The organism is Arthrobacter sp. LFS091, from assembly GCF_047977885.1.
Taxonomy (GTDB): Bacteria; Actinomycetota; Actinomycetes; order Actinomycetales; family Micrococcaceae; genus Arthrobacter.
On record NZ_JBFPFP010000015.1, the window covers coordinates 1 to 22,660 of the forward strand.

At 58.6% G+C, this 22,660-nt stretch carries 24 protein-coding genes; 13 read left to right on the top strand and 11 right to left on the bottom strand.

The genetic code is table 11. The features are described from left to right. The 3 genes from ACNQOP_RS20055 to ACNQOP_RS20065 all read right to left on the bottom strand — a co-directional run. Positions 1-315: SOS response-associated peptidase (locus ACNQOP_RS20055; protein ID WP_416405526.1), on the bottom strand; the 315-nt coding region annotated here is incomplete at its 3' end. 37 nt (positions 316-352) lie between these two features. Further along, complete coding sequence (locus ACNQOP_RS20060; RefSeq protein ID WP_416405527.1) at positions 353-541, bottom strand: hypothetical protein; 189 nt, start codon at positions 539-541, stop codon at positions 353-355. 112 nt (positions 542-653) lie between these two features. Next, complete coding sequence (locus ACNQOP_RS20065) at positions 654-1,031, bottom strand: STAS/SEC14 domain-containing protein (RefSeq protein ID WP_416405528.1); 378 nt, start codon at positions 1,029-1,031, stop codon at positions 654-656. 155 nt (positions 1,032-1,186) lie between these two features. Here ACNQOP_RS20065 and ACNQOP_RS20070 point away from each other — a divergent pair, with 155 nt between their 5' ends. The 3 genes from ACNQOP_RS20070 to ACNQOP_RS20080 all read left to right on the top strand — a co-directional run bounded on the left by ACNQOP_RS20070 (position 1,187) and on the right by ACNQOP_RS20080 (position 2,250). Then, positions 1,187-1,336, top strand: a complete 150-nt coding sequence (locus ACNQOP_RS20070; protein ID WP_416405529.1) for a hypothetical protein — start codon at positions 1,187-1,189, stop codon at positions 1,334-1,336. 182 nt (positions 1,337-1,518) lie between these two features. Then, positions 1,519-1,656 carry a hypothetical protein gene (locus ACNQOP_RS20075; protein ID WP_416405530.1) on the top strand — a complete coding sequence of 46 codons (138 nt, stop codon included), beginning with the start codon at positions 1,519-1,521 and terminating at the stop codon, positions 1,654-1,656. Positions 1,657-2,070: 414 nt separating this feature from the next. Continuing rightward, positions 2,071-2,250, top strand: a complete 180-nt coding sequence (locus ACNQOP_RS20080) for a hypothetical protein (protein ID WP_416405531.1) — start codon at positions 2,071-2,073, stop codon at positions 2,248-2,250. A gap of 69 nt (positions 2,251-2,319) precedes the next feature. Here the strand turns inward: ACNQOP_RS20080 and ACNQOP_RS20085 are convergent, their stop codons facing one another. Both ACNQOP_RS20085 and ACNQOP_RS20090 read right to left on the bottom strand, forming a co-directional pair. After that, on the bottom strand, positions 2,320-2,733 hold the full coding sequence (locus ACNQOP_RS20085) for a hypothetical protein (RefSeq protein WP_416405532.1): 414 nt from the start codon (positions 2,731-2,733) through the stop codon (positions 2,320-2,322). A 451-nt stretch (positions 2,734-3,184) separates the two neighbouring features. Further along, on the bottom strand, positions 3,185-3,769 hold the full coding sequence (locus ACNQOP_RS20090) for a hypothetical protein (RefSeq protein ID WP_416405533.1): 585 nt from the start codon (positions 3,767-3,769) through the stop codon (positions 3,185-3,187). 185 nt (positions 3,770-3,954) lie between these two features. On the opposite strand from ACNQOP_RS20090, the gene ACNQOP_RS20095 reads away from it, so the two are divergent. Beyond that, positions 3,955-4,953 (top strand): hypothetical protein, encoded by a 999-nt coding sequence (locus ACNQOP_RS20095; protein WP_416405534.1) that lies wholly within the window; start codon positions 3,955-3,957, stop codon positions 4,951-4,953. Positions 4,954-6,335: 1,382 nt separating this feature from the next. On the opposite strand, the gene ACNQOP_RS20100 is transcribed toward ACNQOP_RS20095, so the two are convergent. Beyond that, positions 6,336-7,073, bottom strand: a complete 738-nt coding sequence (locus ACNQOP_RS20100; RefSeq protein ID WP_416405535.1) for a GAF and ANTAR domain-containing protein — start codon at positions 7,071-7,073, stop codon at positions 6,336-6,338. 134 nt (positions 7,074-7,207) lie between these two features. Here ACNQOP_RS20100 and ACNQOP_RS20105 point away from each other — a divergent pair, with 134 nt between their 5' ends. Next, positions 7,208-7,405: a hypothetical protein gene (locus tag ACNQOP_RS20105; RefSeq protein WP_416405536.1), complete on the top strand. Its 198-nt coding sequence runs from the start codon at positions 7,208-7,210 to the stop codon at positions 7,403-7,405. Positions 7,406-7,454: 49 nt separating this feature from the next. Here the strand turns inward: ACNQOP_RS20105 and ACNQOP_RS20110 are convergent, their stop codons facing one another. Both ACNQOP_RS20110 and ACNQOP_RS20115 read right to left on the bottom strand, forming a co-directional pair. Continuing rightward, the gene (locus tag ACNQOP_RS20110; protein ID WP_416405537.1) at positions 7,455-8,078 is read right to left on the bottom strand and encodes a GAF and ANTAR domain-containing protein; all 624 of its coding nucleotides are present in this window, start codon (positions 8,076-8,078) and stop codon (positions 7,455-7,457) included. Between the two features lie 670 nt (positions 8,079-8,748). Next, complete coding sequence (locus tag ACNQOP_RS20115) at positions 8,749-9,183, bottom strand: STAS/SEC14 domain-containing protein (RefSeq protein WP_416405538.1); 435 nt, start codon at positions 9,181-9,183, stop codon at positions 8,749-8,751. Between the two features lie 155 nt (positions 9,184-9,338). Here ACNQOP_RS20115 and ACNQOP_RS20120 point away from each other — a divergent pair, with 155 nt between their 5' ends. Next, entirely contained in the window at positions 9,339-9,488 is a 150-nt protein-coding gene (locus ACNQOP_RS20120; protein WP_416405529.1) for a hypothetical protein, read from the top strand. 887 nt (positions 9,489-10,375) lie between these two features. Here ACNQOP_RS20120 and ACNQOP_RS20125 read toward each other — a convergent pair. Next, positions 10,376-11,848, bottom strand: coding sequence for a phytoene desaturase family protein (locus tag ACNQOP_RS20125; protein WP_416405539.1), 1,473 nt, complete (start codon positions 11,846-11,848; stop codon positions 10,376-10,378). Positions 11,849-12,126: 278 nt separating this feature from the next. On the opposite strand from ACNQOP_RS20125, the gene ACNQOP_RS20130 reads away from it, so the two are divergent. Genes ACNQOP_RS20130 through ACNQOP_RS20150 form a run of 5 tightly spaced genes read left to right on the top strand, consistent with a single transcriptional unit; the run spans position 12,127 to position 15,225 of the window. Further along, a complete protein-coding gene (locus ACNQOP_RS20130) occupies positions 12,127-12,294 on the top strand; it encodes a cypemycin family RiPP (RefSeq protein ID WP_156524809.1) in 168 nt (55 codons plus the stop codon). 38 nt (positions 12,295-12,332) lie between these two features. Then, a complete protein-coding gene (locus tag ACNQOP_RS20135; RefSeq protein WP_416405540.1) occupies positions 12,333-13,166 on the top strand; it encodes a hypothetical protein in 834 nt (277 codons plus the stop codon). A gap of 56 nt (positions 13,167-13,222) precedes the next feature. Then, the gene (locus tag ACNQOP_RS20140; protein WP_416405541.1) at positions 13,223-14,086 is read left to right on the top strand and encodes an alpha/beta fold hydrolase; all 864 of its coding nucleotides are present in this window, start codon (positions 13,223-13,225) and stop codon (positions 14,084-14,086) included. Positions 14,087-14,135: 49 nt separating this feature from the next. Continuing rightward, on the top strand, positions 14,136-14,627 hold the full coding sequence (locus tag ACNQOP_RS20145; RefSeq protein WP_416405542.1) for a hypothetical protein: 492 nt from the start codon (positions 14,136-14,138) through the stop codon (positions 14,625-14,627). Between the two features lie 10 nt (positions 14,628-14,637). Continuing rightward, on the top strand, positions 14,638-15,225 hold the full coding sequence (locus tag ACNQOP_RS20150) for a flavoprotein (RefSeq protein ID WP_416405543.1): 588 nt from the start codon (positions 14,638-14,640) through the stop codon (positions 15,223-15,225). 13 nt (positions 15,226-15,238) lie between these two features. Here the strand turns inward: ACNQOP_RS20150 and ACNQOP_RS20155 are convergent, their stop codons facing one another. Further along, on the bottom strand, positions 15,239-15,835 hold the full coding sequence (locus ACNQOP_RS20155) for a hypothetical protein (RefSeq protein ID WP_416405544.1): 597 nt from the start codon (positions 15,833-15,835) through the stop codon (positions 15,239-15,241). Positions 15,836-16,770: 935 nt separating this feature from the next. Further along, positions 16,771-17,421, bottom strand: coding sequence for an ABC transporter ATP-binding protein (locus ACNQOP_RS20160; RefSeq protein WP_416405545.1), 651 nt, complete (start codon positions 17,419-17,421; stop codon positions 16,771-16,773). Positions 17,422-18,188: 767 nt separating this feature from the next. Between ACNQOP_RS20160 and ACNQOP_RS20165 the strand changes: the two genes are divergently transcribed. Both ACNQOP_RS20165 and ACNQOP_RS20170 read left to right on the top strand, forming a co-directional pair. Continuing rightward, positions 18,189-20,138 carry a site-specific DNA-methyltransferase gene (locus ACNQOP_RS20165; protein WP_416405546.1) on the top strand — a complete coding sequence of 650 codons (1,950 nt, stop codon included), beginning with the start codon at positions 18,189-18,191 and terminating at the stop codon, positions 20,136-20,138. Positions 20,139-20,140: 2 nt separating this feature from the next. Then, positions 20,141-22,489 (top strand): hypothetical protein, encoded by a 2,349-nt coding sequence (locus ACNQOP_RS20170; protein WP_416405547.1) that lies wholly within the window; start codon positions 20,141-20,143, stop codon positions 22,487-22,489. Positions 22,490-22,660 lie beyond the last annotated feature (171 nt).

Sequence of the window (22,660 nt, forward strand, 5' to 3'; positions counted from 1 at the left end):
CTCAGCCGGCACGATGGCTCTGCGTTTGACCGCAGCCGACCGGAACGAGGGCTTCTCCAGGATTGATTCGCTTCTGGCATTGATGAGCTTGGAACCGATCTTCGCATCCTTGGCCCAGGACGGCACCAGACCCCACTTGGCGATCAGCAGCCGCCGGTCAAGGGTGCCCTCATCCAGGCGTTCGGCCACGATCGGCACGTTCTGAGTAGGTGCAACATTCCAGCTCGGCCCCGGAGGGCTGCCCTCCACCTCCTTGGCCTCGAAGTGACTCAGGAGATCGCTCGTTGCTTTGGACATCGTGTATCTGCCGCACATAAGCCCATTCTGCCCACAAAACCGGGCGGTTCCGTAGTTATTCCTGCAGGTCCACCGCAGACGACGATGTTGACGGGAGGGGCTTGCTTGTCGTTGGTGCCGCGGCGTTCCAGCTGTCTGCGTGGCTGCCGGTTTCGGCGGTGTAGGCGATCAGGGTCAGGCCTTCACCGGGGATCTCCAGGGCATCTCCTGTCAGTTCGATATTGCCGACGGGCGGGCATTTCATGGTCTTGCGGCTGAGCGGTGGAAGTGCACGTTATGACGCGCCCATCGGTCCTGGGGCGGCGGCCTGAATCAACGCGGAGTGCCGCGGCGAGATGAGTGTGCGCTCAACAGAGTCAGGAAAAAGGAGGCTGGACGAACCAGGTCATAGCCTCTTCACGGGATGCGAAGAAACGCGTGGGGCAAGGGCGAGTCCGGCGGGCCATAGCGAAGTTGGCAATGACACGACTTACAGGGTTCGATCCGAGCAGGGCGATCCGCGAGGCAGCACATTTGGTGCTGAACATCGCTTTGGCTTGGCGGGTCACAGACTGAGTATTCGTGATGTCAATCAGCATGGGGTACTCAACGCCTTCAGCAATCTCGTTCACCGTGGCTATCGCAGCGCGAACATCCTCAGCTTCCAAAACAGTGCCGGGCTTCCATATGAGGTGGAGAACTCCCTCGGCAAGTTCCACTGTCCCTTTACCGCCATCAACGGTCACTGCTCCCATAGCCTGCTCCCCCAGCGTCGTGTGGGCTAAGACTAGTCCCCTTCAGAGAATTGGAACAGCCAAATCATTCAACGCTCCGAGTCTCCTTGGCAGATCCTCGAGCGGTGGGAGTGGCCGAGTCAATCAGCAGGCGTTTTGGGAGAACGTGTGGGTTTATGGAGGCGCAGCTGAAGTTTGGCTTCGGCTTCTTCCCGGCGTTTGCCCACCACAAGCATCTGCTGGGTCGCCGGATTATGCTGTGGAATGCTCAGTCGCGCTTCCCGCTTGGCAGCTACCGGGCGATTCGCCAGTTCCGTGCGCTCTGATGGTTCATGGCCCATGGTGCATGACCCCACCCCCCTGACGGACCCAAGGGGATGGTGCCGAAAGCAACCCCGGCCAGGAGGCCGCGCCAAAGGTGTCCGAGAGATGCGTGCTTCAGCCGAGCGTGGGCACTAACCTCGGTTGATCCGTGGACATGCTCATTCATCAGGCATATGGTGTCCGCATGCGTGAAGTTCCAGGCGACAGCCTCTCCGACCCCGACAAGGAACCGCGAGAAGGAGACATTCCCGCCGATGCTTTCTCCCCTGTCGTGGACCCGGACGACGCCCCGGCGGACAAAGGCGAACGCAAGGAACCGTGAGAACTCAGCAGGACCAACGGAGCAGCAACTACCCCACCTCAAACATCCTGGACCTGCTGACCCGGGATGATCGTCTAAATAGCCTCGGTCCTATGGACGAGTTGGCCGTGAGAGTCCTGACGACTTCTAGTGACCGGCGCTCTATAGTCCATTTGATGTTGGAAGCCTGCAAGCAAAACCGTCGCTTTGAAGCCCACCGGTCCCCCATCGGTGGGCTTCGTCTATCAGTCCGAAAGTGACGGGAACCGACGTCCCTCCGCTAAGGCAGGTCGCCTGAGCCATGACAGCGCTGCACCCTTGGAAGTGCGACCCTTGCCCCACGCGCTGAGTTTTACCCCTCTGCGGATAGAGTGCGGGGAGGCAGCGAATCGTGACGCGAAAACTCGAGATTCTTTTGGGAAGGCAGAGAACACCATGAGCGAACTCCGGGTCGGAGACGACCTCCCGGTGGATCTGTTGGGTTTCACCTCGGCTGAGTGTTCGTCAACGACCATCCAGTCTGGCTTCGAGGTGGGTTGTGTTCTGGATGACGGACACGCCGGGCCGCATCTCTCCGCCGACGCGACCATGGTGGTCACCGTGATTTGGCACTAGGGCGTGTGGCCTCGGGATCTCCAAGGGACCAAAAATGGCTATCCGGACATTTCCCCGTGAATCACGGCGCTAAATCTCCACCCTGCCGGTCGTGCTTGGCTTCGGTGAGCCCCTCAGTTTACGGAGCTTCGTTGCCCGGTACTCTTGGCGGGCCAGCGTGATCGCATAGAAGGCGAAGCCACCGGCCAGAGCGGTCAGGAACAGCGCACCCCACATTGGATTTTGCCCCTGTCCCAACGGAGCTAGCAACAAAAGCACCGATAGGACAGTGAGCACGACGGCAAAAAACGCGAGAATCCCCATCCCCCACCAAGTACTGACCTGAGCCTGCCCTCGGCCAGGTGTAAAGCCGATTTCATCTCCCCGATAGCTGCGCAGCTCGCCGGTGCTGGTGTTGCGGAGCACGCGTTTTTCCCCGGCTGCCACTGCAGCTTTGTGTTCGGCATAAACGGCATCGTTGCGTCGCTCAGCGTCGGAAATCATCTTCCATTCTTCCTTTACTGTCAGCTGATCAGAATCACAGCGCACTGGATTTGGTCATGATCAGCTCCATCAGAGCCACTATAGGGAGCGCAGCGACAACCGGGCCCGCAACCAGGATCCAGGTACTCCCCGGGTACCAACGGTAACTCCTGTCGCGCAGCTTGCTGGCCCACAAGTAGCGTAGATGATGCTGCGGCATTGCGCCTCTGGAAAGCCCGTCTGGTCGGGTCCCACATCCCTGGAAATGGGACAGCGTTGGAGGGTAATCCCGCACTCACAATTTGTGGGGGCGCCGGAGCTCACTTAGCCGGCCGAAGCAGCTGCTCCGGACCCTCCTCCACTTGCATACCTAACAGCGGCCGACTATCGTAATAACTGCCCACCATTGCGATGGATTGGGAAGAAGGCCCTTGAACCCCAGCCGGACGACTGGATCTAGGGTCTTTCGCATTTAAGCCGACTCCGGCGTCTTACGCTCAAGTATCAGGAGATCCTTCAATGCTTCGTAGTAGGCGTCCTGCCCCAGGTGCTTGGCGTTGATGGCGCCCAGGAATACGTCAGGTATCCACAGAAGCGGATCGTCGCCGCCGCGGCAATGACTGATGCTGAAGTCGCGATCGACAACTTTCTGACCCCTGAGCGCCACAATATGGGCGATGTCCTTTTGGTTCTGGGCAGGCATCCGCGCTTCGCAGATGACTTCCTGGACACCCATGGAGGCAAGCTCGTAGTAGATCGTTTCCAAGCACTTCCGCCTGAATCGTTCAGTCTTATTCTGACGCCTGCTCACATGAGTCACGACCGCGGACATGGGCGTCAGCTCACTCACAGCTGCAACGATCTTCTTTCGGCGCGCTTCACTTTCGTCCGTCCAGTGCAGTTTGATCTGCCCCTTAAGGCGCAAAGCCAGCAACTTTTCCCGAAGCTCTTCAGCGGAGTCATCAGGAACTACGGCAGCACACACAAGGTACTCCTGGGAGTCCTCTGAGCGGTTAGCAGAGGACTCATCGAGGTAGGCGCGAAGTTCTGGAGGCATAAGTGGCACATATCTGAATAGAGGCGAACTGGTAAACACGTAGAACTGTATGGGCGATCGTGGCGTGTATCCACTAGAATGATCTGACGGGTAAAGCCGCAAGTGAGACAGGTCATCAAGAAGATGTCTAGAAGATTACCATGCGGCTTTAGACGTTCAATGTTAGAAGTAGAAAGGCGTCGAAAATGAGCATCGTGAACCTAGACTTTTCCCGCCTTCCCACGCCCAAGGACCGTCAGGCATACAAAGCCAGGCTCGCCAGGCTAAGCGGCAACTACGGGGCATCGGTCAAACGCTCGGCCGGGACACTTGACTCTCTTCAGGGGAAGGGACCCCTGCTCATGCATGGGTTCCGCCTGCGCCACGAATTCATTTACCGGCAAGAAGCGCCCGCAGGGGAGTTCTCGGACCGAAAGGTTCCTCCGCGCGAACTCCGCCCACCTTGCACTGAAATTTCATCAAGCCGTGGTTCAACGCTCCGCATCTATCTCACAGCCCTGGCAATTGCTCAAAAGACCATGAGAGCTGGAGGGCATCCCCAGTGGCTGCCCATCGTGGCGAACACGGACCGCCCCGGTTGGACCGATCTGGTCGCAACTGACGCAGAGCGAGCAGGCCACGGACTGACAACGCTCGAAGCAAAGGACAAGAGAGCCCGATCCGTCAGGGCAAGCTTCAAGCGCTTGGAGACCGCAGAACTCATTCAATTTCCCAGGTCCGAGGGCAAGCGAGGCGACTTCGAAAATTATGACCTTTTGGATGAGAGAGGTTCCAGCGGGGAGCGACAACTCTACAAAGTACCCGGCCCCAAGGAGTCTTTGACTACCTTGCCGTCCGGGTTCATTTTGAATTCCTGGGTCCACGTATTGGAGGACTCCGAACTCGCTGTACTTCTCATGGTCGCTTGTGGGAAAGGTAGCCTGGCCGGTCCCTTTGTGAGTATCCCAGCCGAAACTAGACTCCTCCACTACGGGATAGGCCGCGATCCCTACTCACGAGCCCGCAAAACCTTGGAATTATTCGGCTTGCTGAAGGTCGAAGAAGTAAGGCGCCACCGCGATGGCAAAACGGAAGGAGGGGAGAATCATTTCCTGCACAGATTCGAACTCAGAACAGAAGGCTTCGATGAAGATGCTCTGCCGACCGTCATTACGGTCTTGAAGGAGCAGCTCGCAAGAACATAACCAAGTCAATGAGCACATCCGCCGGCCTTAACTTGGTAACTGGCATTTCCGAGGTGGCGGAAAACGTGGGGACTCTTCGCGCCTAGCCCTGGCAAGCAAACCCTAACTCCCGGTCTCTTGCAGCGGTGCAAGGCGTTCCACTTGCTTGGAACCGGCACATCTCCGATGGGACACTCGCCGGCGGAAAATCTGCTTCGGCGCAGCCCCCGGGGCCGAATCGGCGGTCTCGTAGCCAATTAGGGCAGAGATGTTTGACGGCTCGTCCCATTTTTCGTTCCCCTGCCCCTGCCTGTCCTACCCTTAGGCAGGCCCGGTGAAAACCGAGGAGAAAAGACAGGACTGGCGAACGCCCGGGCAGTCATTTTTCCACTCGCGCCTAATCTCCTCTTGGTAATGTTCCATCACCCGCTTTCCCCCACAGCTCTCGCCCCCCCCTAACGCTGCATGAAATTGCCGAGGTCAACCATGAAGTCATGGCCCACGCCACCCGGTGGGCATTCGAACGTCCCAAACGCAAGACATCCACAGCTCTTCGTGTACCGCCGCTCCCCCAAGCAACGCAGATACTCGAGCATGACGTACTGGGCAAGGCGGATACTTCCATCGTCCGAGTGTTCAGTCCATCGCGTTGGGCTGGCAGCGCGCATCCGGCCCCATGGCCTGTACGAAGGTGGATATAGACCCAGAACACTTGTGTATCCGCGCTCCGTGATCCTAGCTGGTCACGGGCTGAGTCCTCACCGCTCTAAGGAAGTCTGGGCTTTTGCCACGGCCCATAGACCAAGTGGTCCCGCTTTCGCGAAATGAATTTCACGGCCGGCCGCATTCGAGTAATAGCTTCATAGTCCCCTAGACCCTCGAGGCTCATCTCGAAGTCCCAGGATTTCTGCTGGTTTCGGTCGAGGACAAAGGGCAAGTCCGGCTCCTGTGACGAACTCGGGGGTTCGAAGAGTGACTCGATGCCTCCTCCGCCATGAGAGGCCGGGATTGTCCGAGAGGAGTCTCTTCCCTCGATCTGCCAAAAGGCAGACAGAATCTGTGTGGCGTGATTGCCCGTGTTGGAGATCTCGACACTAAAGGAAGTTTTGTCCAGTTCTGCTGTTCCCAGACCACCCAGCCATTGCGTTCCGGACACCGTGATGACCGCCCTATCCCAGCGCCACGTCCGCCAGGCCACAAAAAGTGCCAGTAGGAAAGCTGCCGTGGATACTACTTCTGAATAGCCCATCAGGCCATTATGTCTGGAGCAGAGGGCGCCAATTGGCTCCGAACGATTGGTCCATAAGGGTTCTGCCACTAGTTTCTCGGCCGTCCCACTTCCTTGGTAGTGGAACACGGTGCGTCCGTGGGATGGTTGGGGATCGGGTTGGGCGCTGGAGGTTCTAGTCTTCGAAGTGCGGGGTTGCTCCCGCTGCGCCGGTCAGCTTTGTGATGATGTCGGTGGCGACTTTGTGGACTTTTTCGTTCCGGTGGCTTGATGCCTTGGTGATGAGCTTGAAGGCTTCTTCCTGAGTGCAACGGTTTTGGGCCATGATCGCGCCGGAGGCAAGGTCAATGACCGTTCTGCTGGCCATCGCCGATTTCAGGTCCGCGTTGAGTTGTTCTACGGTTTCGATCCGGATCGCCAGACGCAGGGTGCTGCCGGCCAAGTGCGCGAAAGCTGCGGCTTCATCGATGACCCCCGGGGTGAAGAGGCCGGGTTTGGACGCGAAGAAATTTAGAACCGCTTCCGAAGTTTCACCCAAGTCCATAGGAACACCCAAGGCACTACGACAGCCCTCTGCGGCCAGCGCGCGACTGTACTCAGGCCAGGACACGTCCGTGGCGACGTCATCCAGCAGCAGGGGCTTCCCCTGGTCAAGGGCGTCCAGGCAGGGTCCCTGCCCGAGGTTTTGTTCGATGTGGTCCAGAAGGACTGCTTTGTCGCTGCTGCCGGCCACCGTTGCGGTGCGTTTGCGCCGGCGCAGGGTCAGAGCACAATCGATGTGATCCCCCGCGGCCTGAGTCAACGCGGTGGATGCGAAGCCTGTCACGCCCTGCAGGATGGCTTTGATGTCGGCTGTTCCGGTGACCAGTTCGTGGAGGCTCAGGATCTGGTCAGCGTGTACGAGGGGTTCCATGAGCCAATGGTAGGTCCGTTAGGCCTCGCCGGCCGGTTGTTCTGGGAAGCGGCCCCCTGTAACGTAATTCATAAGGAGACTGATGATTCAGTCTTAGCGCAGGAGGCCCGTCGATAGGACTGGGATATCTGGAGATGAACGATCCGCGGCAGAAAGCACGGGACCTGCTCGAACACGACAACGTCACGCTGGAACGGTTATGGATCAAGTACTGGTCCGAAGGTGGAACCGCTGACCGGTTGGAGCTGGACGCCTACGTGCACGAAGCATTGAAACCGCACCCGTTTGAGCTCACCCTCCTGGACTGGGCCGTGGACGACCTGCTCCCCTGACCCGTCTGAATGCGCCCAACCTCCGGACACGAGCCTCCCGGCAGTTCGGTTACTTTTCCTGGGCGGCCGGTTGTTTGGAGAGCCCAACTCCTTGGACGAGCGCCTGAGCCAGCTCGCGTAGCTTTTGGTTCCGGTCGTTCGAAGCCTTCTTCAAGATACGGAACGCTTCCTCATGAGTGCACCGGTTCTGGGAGATTATGACTCCGCAAGCTGTATCGATAATGGATCTGCTTTCCATAGCGGCATCGAGGTCTCCGGCGGCCTCGTTCGATGCGGTGATCCTGATTGCCACCCTGAGGGCTTTGCCGGCGATTCGGGCGAATGCCAGGGCATCGACGACGCCTTCGCGGGTGAACGTTCCTGGCATGGGAGCGAAAAAATTCAACACAGCAGAGGCATCCTGCCCGATGTCCAGCGGCACGCCCAGAGTGCTGCGCATCCCTGCCGCGGCCAACGCGGCGCAGTACTCCCCCCATTGGGGTGATGACAGGGCATCATCAAGCAAAATCGGGCAGCCGCTGTCCATGGCGTCGATGCACGGTCCTTGTTCAAGGGCCTGCTCTATCCGGTCAAGCAGCAACGCCTGGTCGCTGCTGCCACCGATCGTCGCGGTGCGCTTCCGGCGCCCCAGAGTCACTGCGCATTCAATGCGGGTCCCGGTCGATCGCGACATTACGGCCGCCCCGAGAACGGTCATCCCATCCAGAAACGCTTTGACGTTATCGGCTGAAATAAGGAGGTCCGCGAGACACGCAACGTCCTGGGACCAATCCTCCACCGGCACGGACTCCACCGAAACACCCGCCTTCCAAACCGCAAACCGTCGACGGGCCTCGTTACTAAAGCCCAAACACACCCCTGGTATTAGACAGCCCGGGCGCGGTGCTTTCCGCAGCGACGAGGTCAAGGTGATGTCCGCCAATAATTTAGCTAGGAAGTCTAGCAACCGCTAAGGGCAGGCTATCGTCAGCAGCCAGGGGACCCCTCCACAATGGAAACCGCCGGCTGCATGACGGCTCCATCGGAGCACCAGACCGGCATGCACATGGCCAGCAGACTTGGGGATTTCACGAGAACAGTCAAAAAGGGAGCCACCAAAGACTCCATTTCGGCACTGTTGTCTTGCTCAGCATGCGCCTAAAACAGCGCAATAGCGAATGAAGCACCCAAAAGCCGTTGGACCTGGAAGGACGCAACGGTCCGACGAGCATGGCCAATACAGCTAAAACGCCACTACCACCTCAAAATCATCACTGGGCCGCCCTGTCAGTGTTGCTGCCGCTTCTTGAACCGCTTCAGCGATCCCGGCAACCTTTCGTGCCCGAGCTGCCAGTTCATGCACCTCAAGCACCTACTGATCCAATCTGCCCTCTGTAGCTTTTGAGTGTGCGCTCAACAGAGTCAGGGTAAAGAGGCTGGACGAACCAGGTCATAGCCTCTTCACGGGATGCGAAGAAACGCGTGGGGCAAGGGCGAGTCCGGCGGGCCATAGCGAAGTTGGCAATGACACGACTTACAGGGTTCGATCCGAGCAGGGCGATCCGCGAGGCAGCACATTTGGTGCTGAACATCGCTTTGGCTTGGCGGGTCACAGACTGAGTATTCGTGATGTCAATCAGCATGGGGTACTCAACGCCTTCAGCAATCTCGTTCACCGTGGCTATCGCAGCGCGAACATCCTCAGCTTCCAAAACAGTGCCGGGCTTCCATATGAGGTGGAGAACTCCCTCGGCAAGTTCCACTGTCCCTTTACCGCCATCAACGGTCACTGCTCCCATAGCCTGCTCCCCCAGCGTCGTGTGGGCTAAGACTAGTCCCCTTCAGAGAATTGGAACAGCCAAATCATTCAACGCTCCGAGTCTCCTTGGCAGATCCTCGAGCGGTGGGAGTGGCCGAGTCAATCAGCAGGCGTTTTGGGAGAACGTGTGGGTTTATGGAGGCGCAGCTGAAGTTTGGCTTCGGCTTCTTCCCGGCGTTTGCCCACCACAAGCATCTGCTGGGTCGCCGGATTATGCTGTGGAATGCTCAGTCGCGCTTCCCGCTTGGCAGCTACCGGGCGATTCGCCAGTTCCGTGCGCTCTGATGGTTTCTGGCCCATGATCCATGATCCCACCATGGGACATACCGGTACAGCCGTATTGCCTCCGGTGTCCCACTTCCTTAGAAGTGGGACAGCCAAGCCTGGGACGCTTCCCGCAGCTGATGGAATCAGTTAGTGCAGAGAAGCCTGGAGCCGATCTTGACATTCTTTGACCAGAACGGCACCAAACCCCACTTGGCAATCAGCAGGCGCCGATCAAACGTGCCCTCATCCTGGTTAGGAGTCCAAATCTCCCGATGCGCTGGGGCGTGCGGTGGGTTGTAAGGTCGGGCGGCGCCTGTCGGCAGCACCGCCCGGCCCTTGCTGCGGAGCCAACAGCAGCCCCGGCCAACGTGGGGGGGAACGCTGGCCGTTGCGCTGGTCCGCTGTGATCAGTTAAGCCCGGCAAAGCCGTCCGCGCGCTAGTAGTCAGTACTCACTTTCCGAACGCGGAAAAACACGGATACTCCCACAGGCCGGTAACCGGCCAACTGACGAAGCTCTGGAATCGTCCCGTTCTGCTCCCTTACAACCGCAACGGCTGCGCATGGAGGTACTTGGCGCATGCTGGCCCGTGGTGGATCGTCCAGTTGATGTTGGAGCCACGCGGGCAATACGGTCGATCCTGAAGCCCGCCGGTCCCCCACCGGTGGGCTTCCTGCATTCGTCAGGAGTCATGCGGAAGTGGAGTGTTGGCCCCTCGTCGTTGGTGGCAGGCCATGCCAACGTGTCCGACTTTGATATAAAGAGCCCAGTAGGCATGGGATTTGGCTTGTCTGGAGTTGTTAGTCGACCAGCACGGCGATGACCCGATAGCAGCGATGCGGCGATGGTACGGAAACTACTCAGGAGCGGGCAAAAGCACTGGAGGCGTTGAGTCTCGGCACCGGTCAGGGCGCCAGGTTAGGCATCGGGACACCGAAGATTTGCTGCAATATGTCCTTGGCTGCGTGGTAGCCGCCCATGCAATGCGTCCCTGGACCCGGGGCTACGTAACTTGAGCTTAAGTAGATGTCCTTGGCGGGCGTGCGCCAAGGGTGAAGTCCGAGGCGAGGGCGGCTGATGAAGTTGAGCCCGGACATGGATCCCCCGCCAATGTCTCCTCCGCTAAGGTTTGCATTCCCTCGTTCCAGTGCGGCCGGATCCGACGAGGCTTGGAAGAGGATCGTGTCCCGGAAGCCCGGCGCGAACCGCTCTACTTGTCTCGTGATGCGGTCGCTCATATCTACGGTCGAGCCATGGGGCACATGACAGTAGGCGGAGACGATCGTTTTTCCTACGCATCGGCCAGGATCGACAACAGTCGGTTGGACGAGGAGTACATAGGGATGTTCAGGGATGACGCCTCGTGAAACGGCGTTCTCACTTGCCGCGATTTCTGCGGCACTTCCACCAAGGTGAACCGTCGGGGTTTGCCTCACGGTCGCCGCTGCCCACGGAACTGCTTCCGACGTAAGGTAGTCGACTTTGAATACTCCGCTTCCGCCTTGCTTACGCTCCAGTACTTTGCGGTACCGGGCTGGCAGGCGGTCTCCCGCTATTGCGGCAGCTGACGCTAGGGATGTATTGAAAATTGTTGCCCGAGCCGGTTCCAAGTCCGCCCAGTGCCGAATCCGGTTACCTGTGACTATTCGGCCTCGATGGGCAACGAAGTCTTCGGCCAGTGCGTTGGAGAGCCGCCCGGAGCCGCCCAGGGGCAAAGGCCAACCATTTCCGTGGGCCATGGCAGTGAGTACAAGTCCTACACTGCTCGTTGCTAGGCCTGGCATTTGCGAGTTGGCGTGGGCCATAACCCCGGCAAGGAGCGCCGACGCTACCGATCCGGTGAAGCCGCCTTGCATTCCGCGGAGAGTAGTTGCCAGTGTCCTGGCCCCTAGTCTGGCGAGATGCGTCGGGTTTCGCGCGGCTGCCAATGCAGGATTCAGTGCGATGCTCGAAGTTTCGTGGGTGTGGGAAGCCAAGGGGCCGATCAGCCTCCGCCATGCTTCCCCGTCACGCCCCAGCTCCTGGATCGTCTGTTCTATGTCCCTGTATGCGGTACCTGCCGCGCCGCCGGGTAGAGGGTGCGCGAACGATACGTCGGGAGTTACGTAGTCGATGCGCTCAGTAGCACGCCATTGACGGAAAAATTCGGATTCCTGGATAAAAGGGTGTACTGACGAGCCGAGGTCGAAGCGGACGCCGTCCGGTCCGATGGGTCCGGAGGATTGGAGGGCTCCACCGACCTGCTGGTTCGTTTCGTAGAGAGCAACCTCTAGCCCAGATCGGGCTAGGATCACGGCGGCAGCTAGCCCATTGGGTCCTGCACCAATGATCGCGACATCAAGCATTTCCTCCCCCAGGATCCAGCAAATTTCGAGCATGTCGGTTCGCGTTGTGCGCGGAAAATTCACAGCCAGTGAGCAAAGCACAGTCTTGATCCTCGACCCATTGAGCGTATCTCAGAATTCGACCTCGCAATTCACGTGACAGCACCCGACGCCACGCCGAGGAGACAGCTCGCCTTGTTTTATACATTCGATGGCGCTAGCTTATGGATGTGCCGAGGCTTGTCCGGAGGCGCCGACCGGGGGGCGGCGCATATTGTTCCCCGTGGTTCTGAGAAAAATCCGCAGTGAACTGAACAAGTCAAGGAGAAATAATGTCTTCAATCTTGGTAGAACCGTCCGTGGAAGATTCCGTCAACGCCAGGTTCAGCAGTGTTGACCAAGGCTTTATCAATGCTCACAATGAGCCTGCGATGACCACTCCGAGTGCAATCGTCACTCAGACGCTCGTGGTCGGCAGCACGATCTGCCTCATCTGCTAGAAGCTCCGGTAATCCGCTGAACCTGCATTGCTGACACCATGATGAAAAGGCACCTTTTGACAACCGAAAAACATAAACTTCAATCGGCAGCCTATTGGGTCATGGCACCTGCCGCGGTCAGCAAGATTCTCAGTGGATTCGAATCGCTTTCCTCATTGCGACAATCGCGATCAGACGGAATTCTTCAAGGACGCTCGGCTTCGAAGCCGAACAGCGTCCTGCCTCTTAAGTTCCGGAAGGTGCTCGACACTTGGCAGGGAGCGGCTGCTCTCCAGGTGTTGAGCATCTCCGGGGCCGGCCTCGCGTTACTGGGGTCCTCCAGCCGTTCCCGCCAGACGGCCGGAGCGACTCTAATGTTCTTTTCGAACAAGCTCAGTGAGCTGCGGAACCCCTACGGCAGTGACGGCGCCGACCAGATGTCGGAGCTTATTGCGGGGTATCGCATTGTCACAAGCCTGGTGTCCGACCCCGTACGTTCCGATGACCTATTTTTGCGAGCAGTCAATGCACAGGTCTGCATTTCGTACGCCGCATCGGGGCTCGCGAAGCTCATTTCGAGTTCCTGGCGGTCCGGTGTCGCCCTGGAGAAAGTACTTAAGACTGATCTCTACGGAAGAAGCAAACTGGCCAGCTTCATCCGGGAAAAGCCAAAACTTTCCAAGGTGCTCTCGTGGTCGACGATAGCTTGGGAGACCGCGTTTCCCGCCATCTACCTCGCTTCACCAGCGCAAGCGCGAGTGCTTCTGCTCGGAATCAAGGGCTTCCACTTGGGCATTGCCATGACCATGGGACTGCCGCGCTTTTTCTGGGCATTTAGTTCAGCGCATGCAGCCGTGATCTACGTCATCGAAGCAAAACGGGCCGCCTCATGAGACTCGAGAAGCTTTCACTGGCTGTCTTCGCCGCCGGCCTGTCCTTGAGTTCAGTCATGGCATACGTCCGCCACCACGAAGAGCTCATCCGTCGAGGCGGGCTAAAAGGTACACAGCTCCTCAATGATGATCTCGGATCACCAATTGAGTACATCTACACCCCTGCCGCAGCGGGGCCGGGCGCACCCACGGTCATTTTGGAGAATGGACTAGGGTCCCCCCTGGAAAGCTGGGACTGGGTGCGCTACCTGCTGAAAGAGCAGGTAGGCGTGATTCAATACCACCGCCGGGGTTACGGTCGAACCAAAAGTGCTCAGCGGCCGGCCGTGATCATGGAACGGATAATCCAAGAACACGGCCTAACCGGGCCTGTCGTACTCGTTGCACATTCCATTGGAGCGTTGGTTTCTGCGAATGCCCTTGCTGAGTCCGAGAAGCTGCGGTCAAGGACAGAAGCCCTGATTATCTTGGATGGGACCAACGGGGTACTCCTGGATGAAGATCGGAACACGCCAGGGCGGATCGGCACTTTCAAGCAGACTGCGATGCAGGAGGCGCTGGCTTCAACACTGGGTGTCAACAGATGGGCACCCAGCAAGCTGGAAAGAGACGTCGAATACCGTCCGGATATCCAACGCGCGTTCCTCACAACAGGTGCGCGGCCCTCAACCCAGGTGGCAGCACTGAGGGAATACTTGACTGAGTCAACGGCGAACCAACGCAAAGTCTCTTCCTACGGGATCAGGCAATTGGTCGTGGCTGCGGAAGACAACATTACCCAGCAACAGGAACTGGCTGAGCAGCTGGGCGCATCCTTTTCCCACGTACCGGCCAGCAGCCACCGTTCCATCATCGGCAAGCTTCAGTGCGCCGAGATCGTCGCTTCGATAATACGGCAGGTGGCAGATGTCAAAAACTAATCAAATCCTTGCCAGTACGGCTGGGCTCGCCCTCGTGGGCCACTTGGTCGTGACTGCATTCGATAACCTGCCAACATCCCAAGTATCGATTGGAATGCGCCTACCGGTCTTCAAAAAAATTCCTCAGTGGCGCTTCTTTGCCCCAAACCCGGGAATTGAAAACCTTCATGTGATGTACAGGACGGGGACTGAATCTAACTGGGGGAAATGGCAGGAGCTGTCCTTCCGTACGACATGGAAGTTCTACTCTGCTGCATGGAACCCGGGCAGCAGGGCTTCCAAAGCACTATTCGATGTGGCGTACCAGCTGCGCATTCTGGCTGGTTTCGGATCGGCCTTTGACTGGGTTCTGGAAAGCGATGGATATCTGCTCATGAACGATGTTGTAAGAAGTCTTTGCTGGAATAATAACCATGACGGAAATTTTCAGTTCATGATTCTTGCCGCCATGCCCGGTGAGGGTGATCAAGGCATGAAACCAATACTCGTATCACGGCCTGAACCGATCCGAATTCCAGTGGACCATGGTTCAGGGACCTAGGCCCGAAGACTTGGCGAAGTTGATGCAGAACCCGCCAATTCTTGACATCGAAAAGCTAATACTCGTCGTTACCGGGTCAATCAATGCCGCCCTGGTGCCGTATTGGTTGAACTGGTTCCGAAACGCCTATCCCGATGTGATCACCAGCCTTATCATCACGCAATCGGCCGAGCGGTTCGTTACATACGACGCACTGAAGCACCTGGCTAACGGCGCCGTCTGGAGGGACAGTTGGGATGAACCCGGCTTGCCAGGAGGATCGCATATCGGTCTGGACGAATCAGCGGACTGCTTCGGAATATTTCCGGCAACCTTGGATTACACCATGAGGTTAGCCTCGGGTAGGACAAATTCCCCCTCGCTCATGGCACTGCAGCTCACTGAAAAACCCGTAGCTGTAGCTGCATCATTTCCTGGGACGAACCCAGTGCACATGCAGGCCCTGAAGAACCTTGAGCTTCGGGAGAACATGGCCTTCACGGACAAAGTTGCTGCCTTCAGTGTTGGCCGCAAGGCTTGGTCCGGGCAAACCGGATTCTTTATGCCGCTACTCGCCTCCACCCTCGCGGGGCTGATCTCCGCACAAGCCAACGGGTAAGCCTGCCCCGCCGCTAGAGCCGCTCAAGTCGACGCTTGGTCAACCAGCCTAGGAGCCCCAGCGAGATAGCGGCCGTCAGAATGCTCTGAATAATTGTGCCCGTACTAAGTGCACCCGCCAACAGACCTGCCGTTCCCGCACTGAGAAGAATGGCATCCAGCTGCCAGGTCAGGATGACCAGGGAGGACAGGTCTCCGAACGGCGTCGGAATGGGCGTGAGGAGGATCGGGGGCAACGGCCCGCGGGCGCTGTCGTAGATGCGAATGCCGATCAAGGTGAGAAGAACCACTTCAAGGGAAATCACGCCGGCGAGAGTGAATGCTCCCCCAGTAATAACCGCGACCGCAGCACAAGCCGCACCTGCGCAAACCATGGACCAGACCACTGGGAAAGCACTATGAAGGGCGTACATGCGAAAAGGCGCATATCCGTAAATCGGCGGTGCTGCAATGGACTCTGCCGCGTGCCTAAAACCGTCACTGAAGACACCAAGCGAGAAGAACACGGCGACGGAGCCGACCGCGGCAGGCAACCAAGCAATCTCGCTTTGGGAACCAAGTGCGAAAAGCACAAGAACGACCCCGGCGAAGACGCCCGTCGATCCGATCAAGAATCTACCCGGAGTCCGGAGAGCTCCCACACCGTCCCGAATCAGAAACCGCGGAAGTTCTGGTAAGTCCATAACAGCTGTCCACCGACGACCATGACGGGGTTTGGCGCGGAAGACAGCCAGAGCTGTGGAAAACTCACCTGCCGCTGTGGAGATTCCTGCTGACTGCCACCGTTCGCTTTGCTCCAGAAGGGACCCTGTCCTCAGAAGGCGGAGCAGGGCTGGCGTCAACGCAGAAAGTGCAACAGCCAAGCACCCCAGGAGGATAGGTTCCCACGTTCCTGAATCTCCTGAAGAGGGTGGCCAGGTCGAACCAAGCCACCCCCACGGGAGGACGCCGTTGACACTCGGGACAGTCCATGACGCCACGCCACCTACAGCCAGGAAAGCCGGAGCAAACCAACGCCACCGGCCGGTTGCGCTTTGGCCCGCCAACCACACGCAACTGCTGATGATCCCCCACAACGCAGCAGCGAGGACGAAACAAAAAACCCTTATTGGAGATGAAGCACCCGAGACCAGAAAAACCGAAGCAAAAAACCCTGCAATGGCGGTGAGAGTCCCGGTCAACACCAGCGAGGCCCTCACAAAGGGCTGCAACATGCTGACACTCCGGTCGATGGAGCTACCGGCCAATGCAAATGTTTGAAACGGCGGCCTTAGAGCAGGCCCCCTGACCGCCCCCGCGAAGAAGAACAGAATCAAAAGAATGACTCCACAGGCGCTAACGATCTGCGAAGAAGCCGGATGCCGGAGAACCTGCAGAGATTCCGGCCTCACCGATGTTGACACCAGGGTGGTCACAACCGGGGCGGCCACCAGCAAAGCGGTGAGAATAGCTATATAGACAGCGTAAGCAACCTGACCAACAGTGCGGTCGGTTCCCCGATTCCGGTAGATCGAATGCGCTCTGGAGACGCTTGCGAACTGCGTCGTCACTCTGCACGCCCCACGGACACCCTCTGAGTAGCTACATGGCGCACCAGGCTTTCACTGTGACTCGCCATAACAACAGTTGCCCCCTCGGACACTGTCTCGTTGATAATGTCCCCGAGCATGCTGAGTCGGTCAACATCAAGACGTTGCTCCGGCTCATCAAGGACCAGAACCTCAAAAGGCCTCATCCAAGTCAGGGCTAATGCGAACAGCTGGGTCTGCCCAGAGGACAGCTCATGCGGGAAGCGGGATTCCAGCTTTTCAATCCCGAACCTGGACAGCGTTGACATCCCTTTACTAGACGCCGTCGCGACATCAGATCCCCAGGAAGCCCCCACTAGGGCCATATGTTCCAAGAGCGTCAAGTTGCGCGCGAAGGGAGGTAACCCGATTTGTGCGGCTACTTTCGAACGGAAAGTGGGACGACGATCATCGACGACCTCGCCTCCAACGAGCAGAGTTCCATCGCTGATCGCAATGACCCCTGTCAGGGCTCGAAGCAATGTAGTCTTCCCAGCCCCATTCTCACCAACGACCGCTAGAACCTGACCCTTTTCTAACGTGAAGCTAACAGGCGCTAGGAGTACTTGACCGGCGCTACTGACACCTACATCAACAGCCTTAACTAAAACTTCCCCAAGGTTTGTCACCCGATCCACCCTAGCAAGAGCGAAAGGAAGGCGGTCGCCACACCGCAGACGGGCGATTCTGACCCCTTTCCTTGGAAGTGGCACGCGTTCAGCTCTCAGGCACCCATCGCCAACGGGTCTTCACGTCCCTGAGGCTTGCTCGGACCGAATCAGCACCCGCTTTACCCGCGGATACATCCCTCCACGCTTCATAGAGGTCCCGTGAATCTATGAGCGCTCCGCCGGCCTCCGTGAGCGGCCGCAGGTCGTCATCGTTGGGAATGGTCTGGACGCTAGTCGATGGGTTAGTTCTGGCAGCTGATGGCCATCACCCCGCCGGTTCAATCAACTCGGGGCTCTTGTTCCGGACACTGTTCACGGGTGCTGACAATCCGGGATGTGAGGGGCGGCGGGTCCGGCAATTGTGGACGGCGGCCTTGTCCATTGCTGGAATATAGCCCCTCTCCGAGGCGAAGAATGGAGAGATAACCCCTGACAATCCAGGGCCTAACCCAACTTGATGAGTCGCTAGGTCCGCCGGACCAGCTGCCGCCGCAGATGGTAAGTCAATCCTCGCCGGGCATCTAAACTTGGAGACGTGTTTGCCTTTCTTCAGTTTAAAACCGCCTGCGCTCACGCCCAAGTGCGTCCATGACGGCAACACCCACAACTCACAATGTCGGTGGTCGCTGGTCTACTGGCTTTGAAGGGTCGATACATCCCAGCCACTGGCTATATGGGGCGCACCGGCCTTCTTCCTTTTCAGCATGTCAACAGAGGGGCGCGTCGTGGACGATGTGACAGAACTTGCGTCACTGCCGGTCGAGCAGCTGATCGAAATGATCCGCGAGAAGACCGGGGCGGGCGTTAACCTTTCGTTCCCGGGCAAGATCTTGGCGCGCCAACTTGGGCGCCGCGTGCGTCCTCGCAACCAGCGCACTGTGAAGTCCCTTAGTGCCGGCGACGAGTACGGCAAATCCCGGAACCTGGTCATCGAAGGTGACAACCTTCAGGCCCTGGCCTCGCTCTACCGCGAACGCGGGCAAGTCGACATGATCTTGACTGACCCGCCGTACAACACCGGCGGTGACTTCCGCTATAACGACAAATGGGACAAGGATCCGAACGACCCAGACATGGGCGATTTCGTGGGGAGCGACGACCCGGCGAAGCACACCAAGTGGATGAAATTCATGTACCCGCGCCTTCAGATGATGCGGGCAATGCTTAGGCCCTCGGGTGTGCTGGCAATCTGCATCGACAGCCGTGAGCTGTTCCACCTGGGTCAGATGCTCGATGAACTGTTCGGCGAGGAGAACCGGCTCGCGATCATCAACTGGCAGAAGTCCTACTCGCCGCGGTCGGACAACAGGCATGTCTCCACGGCGACCGAGTACGTGCTGGTCTACGCGAAAGTGGAGCGACTCGCGAAGACCGGGCTTGAACTGCGTACCGAATCAATGGACGCACGCTATCTGAACCGTGACGGTGACAAGAAGTTGTGGAAGGCCGGAGATTTCTCGGGGCCGAAGGCTCTCACGCACCAAGGCATGGTTTACGGCATTCAGTCACCGTTCACGGGAGAAATCCATTACCCGCCGTCCGGTCGATGCTGGGTGTTCCCCCAAGGGGACACAAAACGTCTGGTGGAGGGATGGGGGGCTTCATATGAGCTCCGAACCATCGACGACGCGAAGACCCGCGCAGGGATAGTCGGTGTCAATGACGCGGACGTACGCGCGGTCAAGGCACTCATGCTCAAGACCCCACTCGACGAAGCCAAAGAACTTGCTGTGGCGAAGCTAGAAAAGGGCTCGTGGCCAAAAGTCTTCTTCGGCGTCAAAGGTACTGGACGACCTCAGCAGAAGCGCTATCTTGAGGACGTAAAGAAGGGCCGTGTGCCCATGACGTACTGGGCCGACGAGCAGATCGAGGACCCTGAAGTGCTCGGTGACGTTTCCTGGGACCACGAGGAATCAGGGCACAGCCAGACGGGCGTCACCGAGCTGACCTCGGTTGTGGGTCCCGGTCATGGCTTCGAGACCGTAAAGCCGCTGAAACTGATCACGAAATTGCTGCAGATCTGGTGCCCACCCAACGGGACCGTCTTAGACCCGTTCGCTGGCTCGGGGACCACCGGGCACGCTGTGCTCAAGCTCAACCACGACCACAGCGCCGACCGACGCTTCATCCTGGTCGAGCAAGGTCGGCCAGAGAACGGTGACTCCTACGCGAAGACCCTGACAGTCGACCGCCTCCGTCGTGTGATCGACGGCGGATGGGCTAAGAAGAAGCACGCACCCCTGGGAGGCGGCTTCACATTCAAAACCCTCGAGAAGAAGGTCGACGCCAAGACCCTTCTGCTGATGGAGCGCGACGAGATGATCGACACGGTCATCGCGTCCCACTCCAGCACCGGCAGCCGCCGGTCCGCTGCACTCATTCCTTTGGCAGACACGGACGACGAACCGTACACGTACCTGGTGGCCAAGAATGCGAGCAACGAAGGAATCTACCTTGTCTGGTCAGGCTCAGCCTCTAACACCGATCTGACCGAAGAGGTTTATGAGGCGATCACGGAGGAAGCCGACAAGGCAGGTCTGGCCGGGGTGTACCACGTGTACAGCCGGCGAAACCTGCTCGTGACGGACGACGTGGTCTGGTACCAGATCCCCGACCGGATTCTGTCTGACTTCGGTCTGGACGTCCGCACCGAGTCGTTCACCGAGGAAGGCTGAGCATGGCGATCGAACTGTTCCAGTTCCAGCAAGACGCGGCCTCGCAGATGGCCGACCGCTACGTCGAGTACAGCACGGAGCCCATACCCTTCGGGCGGGGTGCCAAGCGCCGTGACGTTCCGTTCTATCAGGCGCTGTCGTCCATCACAGGCTCCGGCAAGACCGCGATCCTAGCTCAGTCGGTCAGCGAGATCGTCGCCCTGTCGGAGATCCCGCCGGTCATATTGTGGCTGTCCAAGGGCAAGGTCGTGGTCCAGCAGAGCTACGCTAATCTGGCAGATGGCGGGAAGTACGACCATCTCCTCACTGACATCACGGTGCGCCTGCTCAGCGAGTACGACCCTGAAGACGTCGCCAACTCGAAGGAAGCGCTGCTCTACTTTGCGACCGTCGGCACCTTCAACCAGAGAGACCGCGAAAACAGCAATCTGAAAATCTTCGCTCTCGACACCGACAACATCGAGTCCACGCGCTGGGAGGCACTCAAGCTCCGCGAAATGGCCGACGGCCGGAGAAGGCCACTGGTCGTGGTCTACGACGAGGCACAGAACCTTAGCGACCAGCAGACGACGCTACTGATCGAGCAACAGCCTGCTGTCTTCCTGCTGGCAAGTGCGACGTTGAAGTTCCCGGCCCAATTCGACACGGAGGTCATCCAGCCTCTGAGGACGTCGGGCGGCTACAAAGACAAGGACCTCATCACTCAGGTTACGTCTTCAACAGTTGTGGCATCCGGCCTCGTAAAGGGCATGATCTCCCTCGACGGGCTCAACGCCCCGATGGAGGAGACCATCTCCGAGATGCTCGGGGACCTGCGCGAGGCGGAGGATGCTGCCAAGGCGGAGAATCTGAGCTTCATGCCCAAGGCAATCTACGTCTGCAACACCAACATCCTCGCCGACGATGCGAGCCAGACGGACGACCCCAAGCAACCTTTCGACCAACGGCAGGCCCCGCCGATTACGATCTGGCGCTACCTCACAGACCAGTGCGGTGTGCCGGCCGACGAGATAGCGGTATACGCGAACCTCAAGACTGACAAGGACTTCCCTCTTCCCTCCGATTTCACGTTGTTCAACGGCGGCGAAAGCGACTACGAGGACTTCATGACAGGGGACTACCGTCACATCATCTTCAACAAGACCCTCCAGGAGGGCTGGGACGATCCCAGCGTCTACTTCGCCTACGTCGACAAGACCATGGAGTCCACGGTCGACATCACTCAGATTGTCGGACGTGTGCTGCGCCAGCCAGGCGCGACCCACTACGAGGCCGACCGTCTGAACACCGCGCACTTCTATGTGCGCGTGGACCGGAACGATTCGTTCTCGCAGGTGGTGGAGGAAGTCAAAAAGGGGTTAGGCGGAGATGCGCCCGAGGTTCGAATTCTGACGTCTCCGCCCGGTACTGAAGAACCGGAGAGCCTGCTGGCGAAACAGCAGCTGACCGTACCGCGCACATTCATCAACAACGCGCCGACCGTCGAGCCCGTCGAAAAGGTCATAGCCAAGGTCCACGACTACACTCAAGATTCGGTGAACACCCGCGGCGTGGGCCGCCGTCGGACCGTCCAGCAGGCGATCGGTGCACGGGAATCGGTGGACTCTGAGTGGGTTGATTTCGAGCAGTCGAATCGGGTCAACGCCCGTTGGGTCTTCCGTCGTGAGGTGTCCCGTCGCTACCGGCCTGCGCTGATGGTGATGAACACCGACACCCAGAAATTCGATGCAAAGGTTGGGGTCGGCAGCAGCGCATACACGAGCCTGACCGACAACGCCGCCGAGGCTGTGGATGAGTACCTCAGATACGCGGTCGTCAAGCAGCACAAGCCGAAGCCATACACGATCGGCAGTACGCTAGTGCGCCGCGGCAGTATGGAGGTCTTCAAGAACGCTCTCCACGACGGCTATGACGGTCTTAATGACCTTGAGCGGCGCTTTGCACGGGCGATCGATGAGACTGGACTTCCGTGGGCTCGCAACCGATCGCAGACGGGATACAAGATCCCGCTTGTCTCGCTCGGTCAGACCGTCTGGTTCTTCCCTGATTTCCTCATTTGGGCAGGAGATACGGTCATCTGCGTCGACACCAAGGGCAACCATCTCGTCGAGGGCGACGGCCGCCGAAAGCTGCTCTCCATCCAGCCGCACAAAGACGTGCCCACGGCGGTTCAAGTGAAGTTCGTGACGGAGGGTACCTGGAAAGCCGATGGCACGCCGGACGGCAAGGACGGGTTCTCGATCTGGGAGCTGGGCAGTGGGCAGGCACTGCGGGCGCTGCCGCACGAGGACATGGAATCGGTCGCGAAATCATTCGTCTCATTTCTGACTGAACTTGAGGGGACCCGCTGACGATGTCGGGCCGTCCTCTCAATCCTCAGACGTAGCAGCGGACGGCCGCTACAGACGACGATGTTGTCATTACCGATGGCGAAAAGACTCCGTTACCGGGGTATGGGCGATGTTAGACCGGGGCACTCCCCCGTGGATGATCGCCATATGGTGAAGAATTGCCGGGCCCCG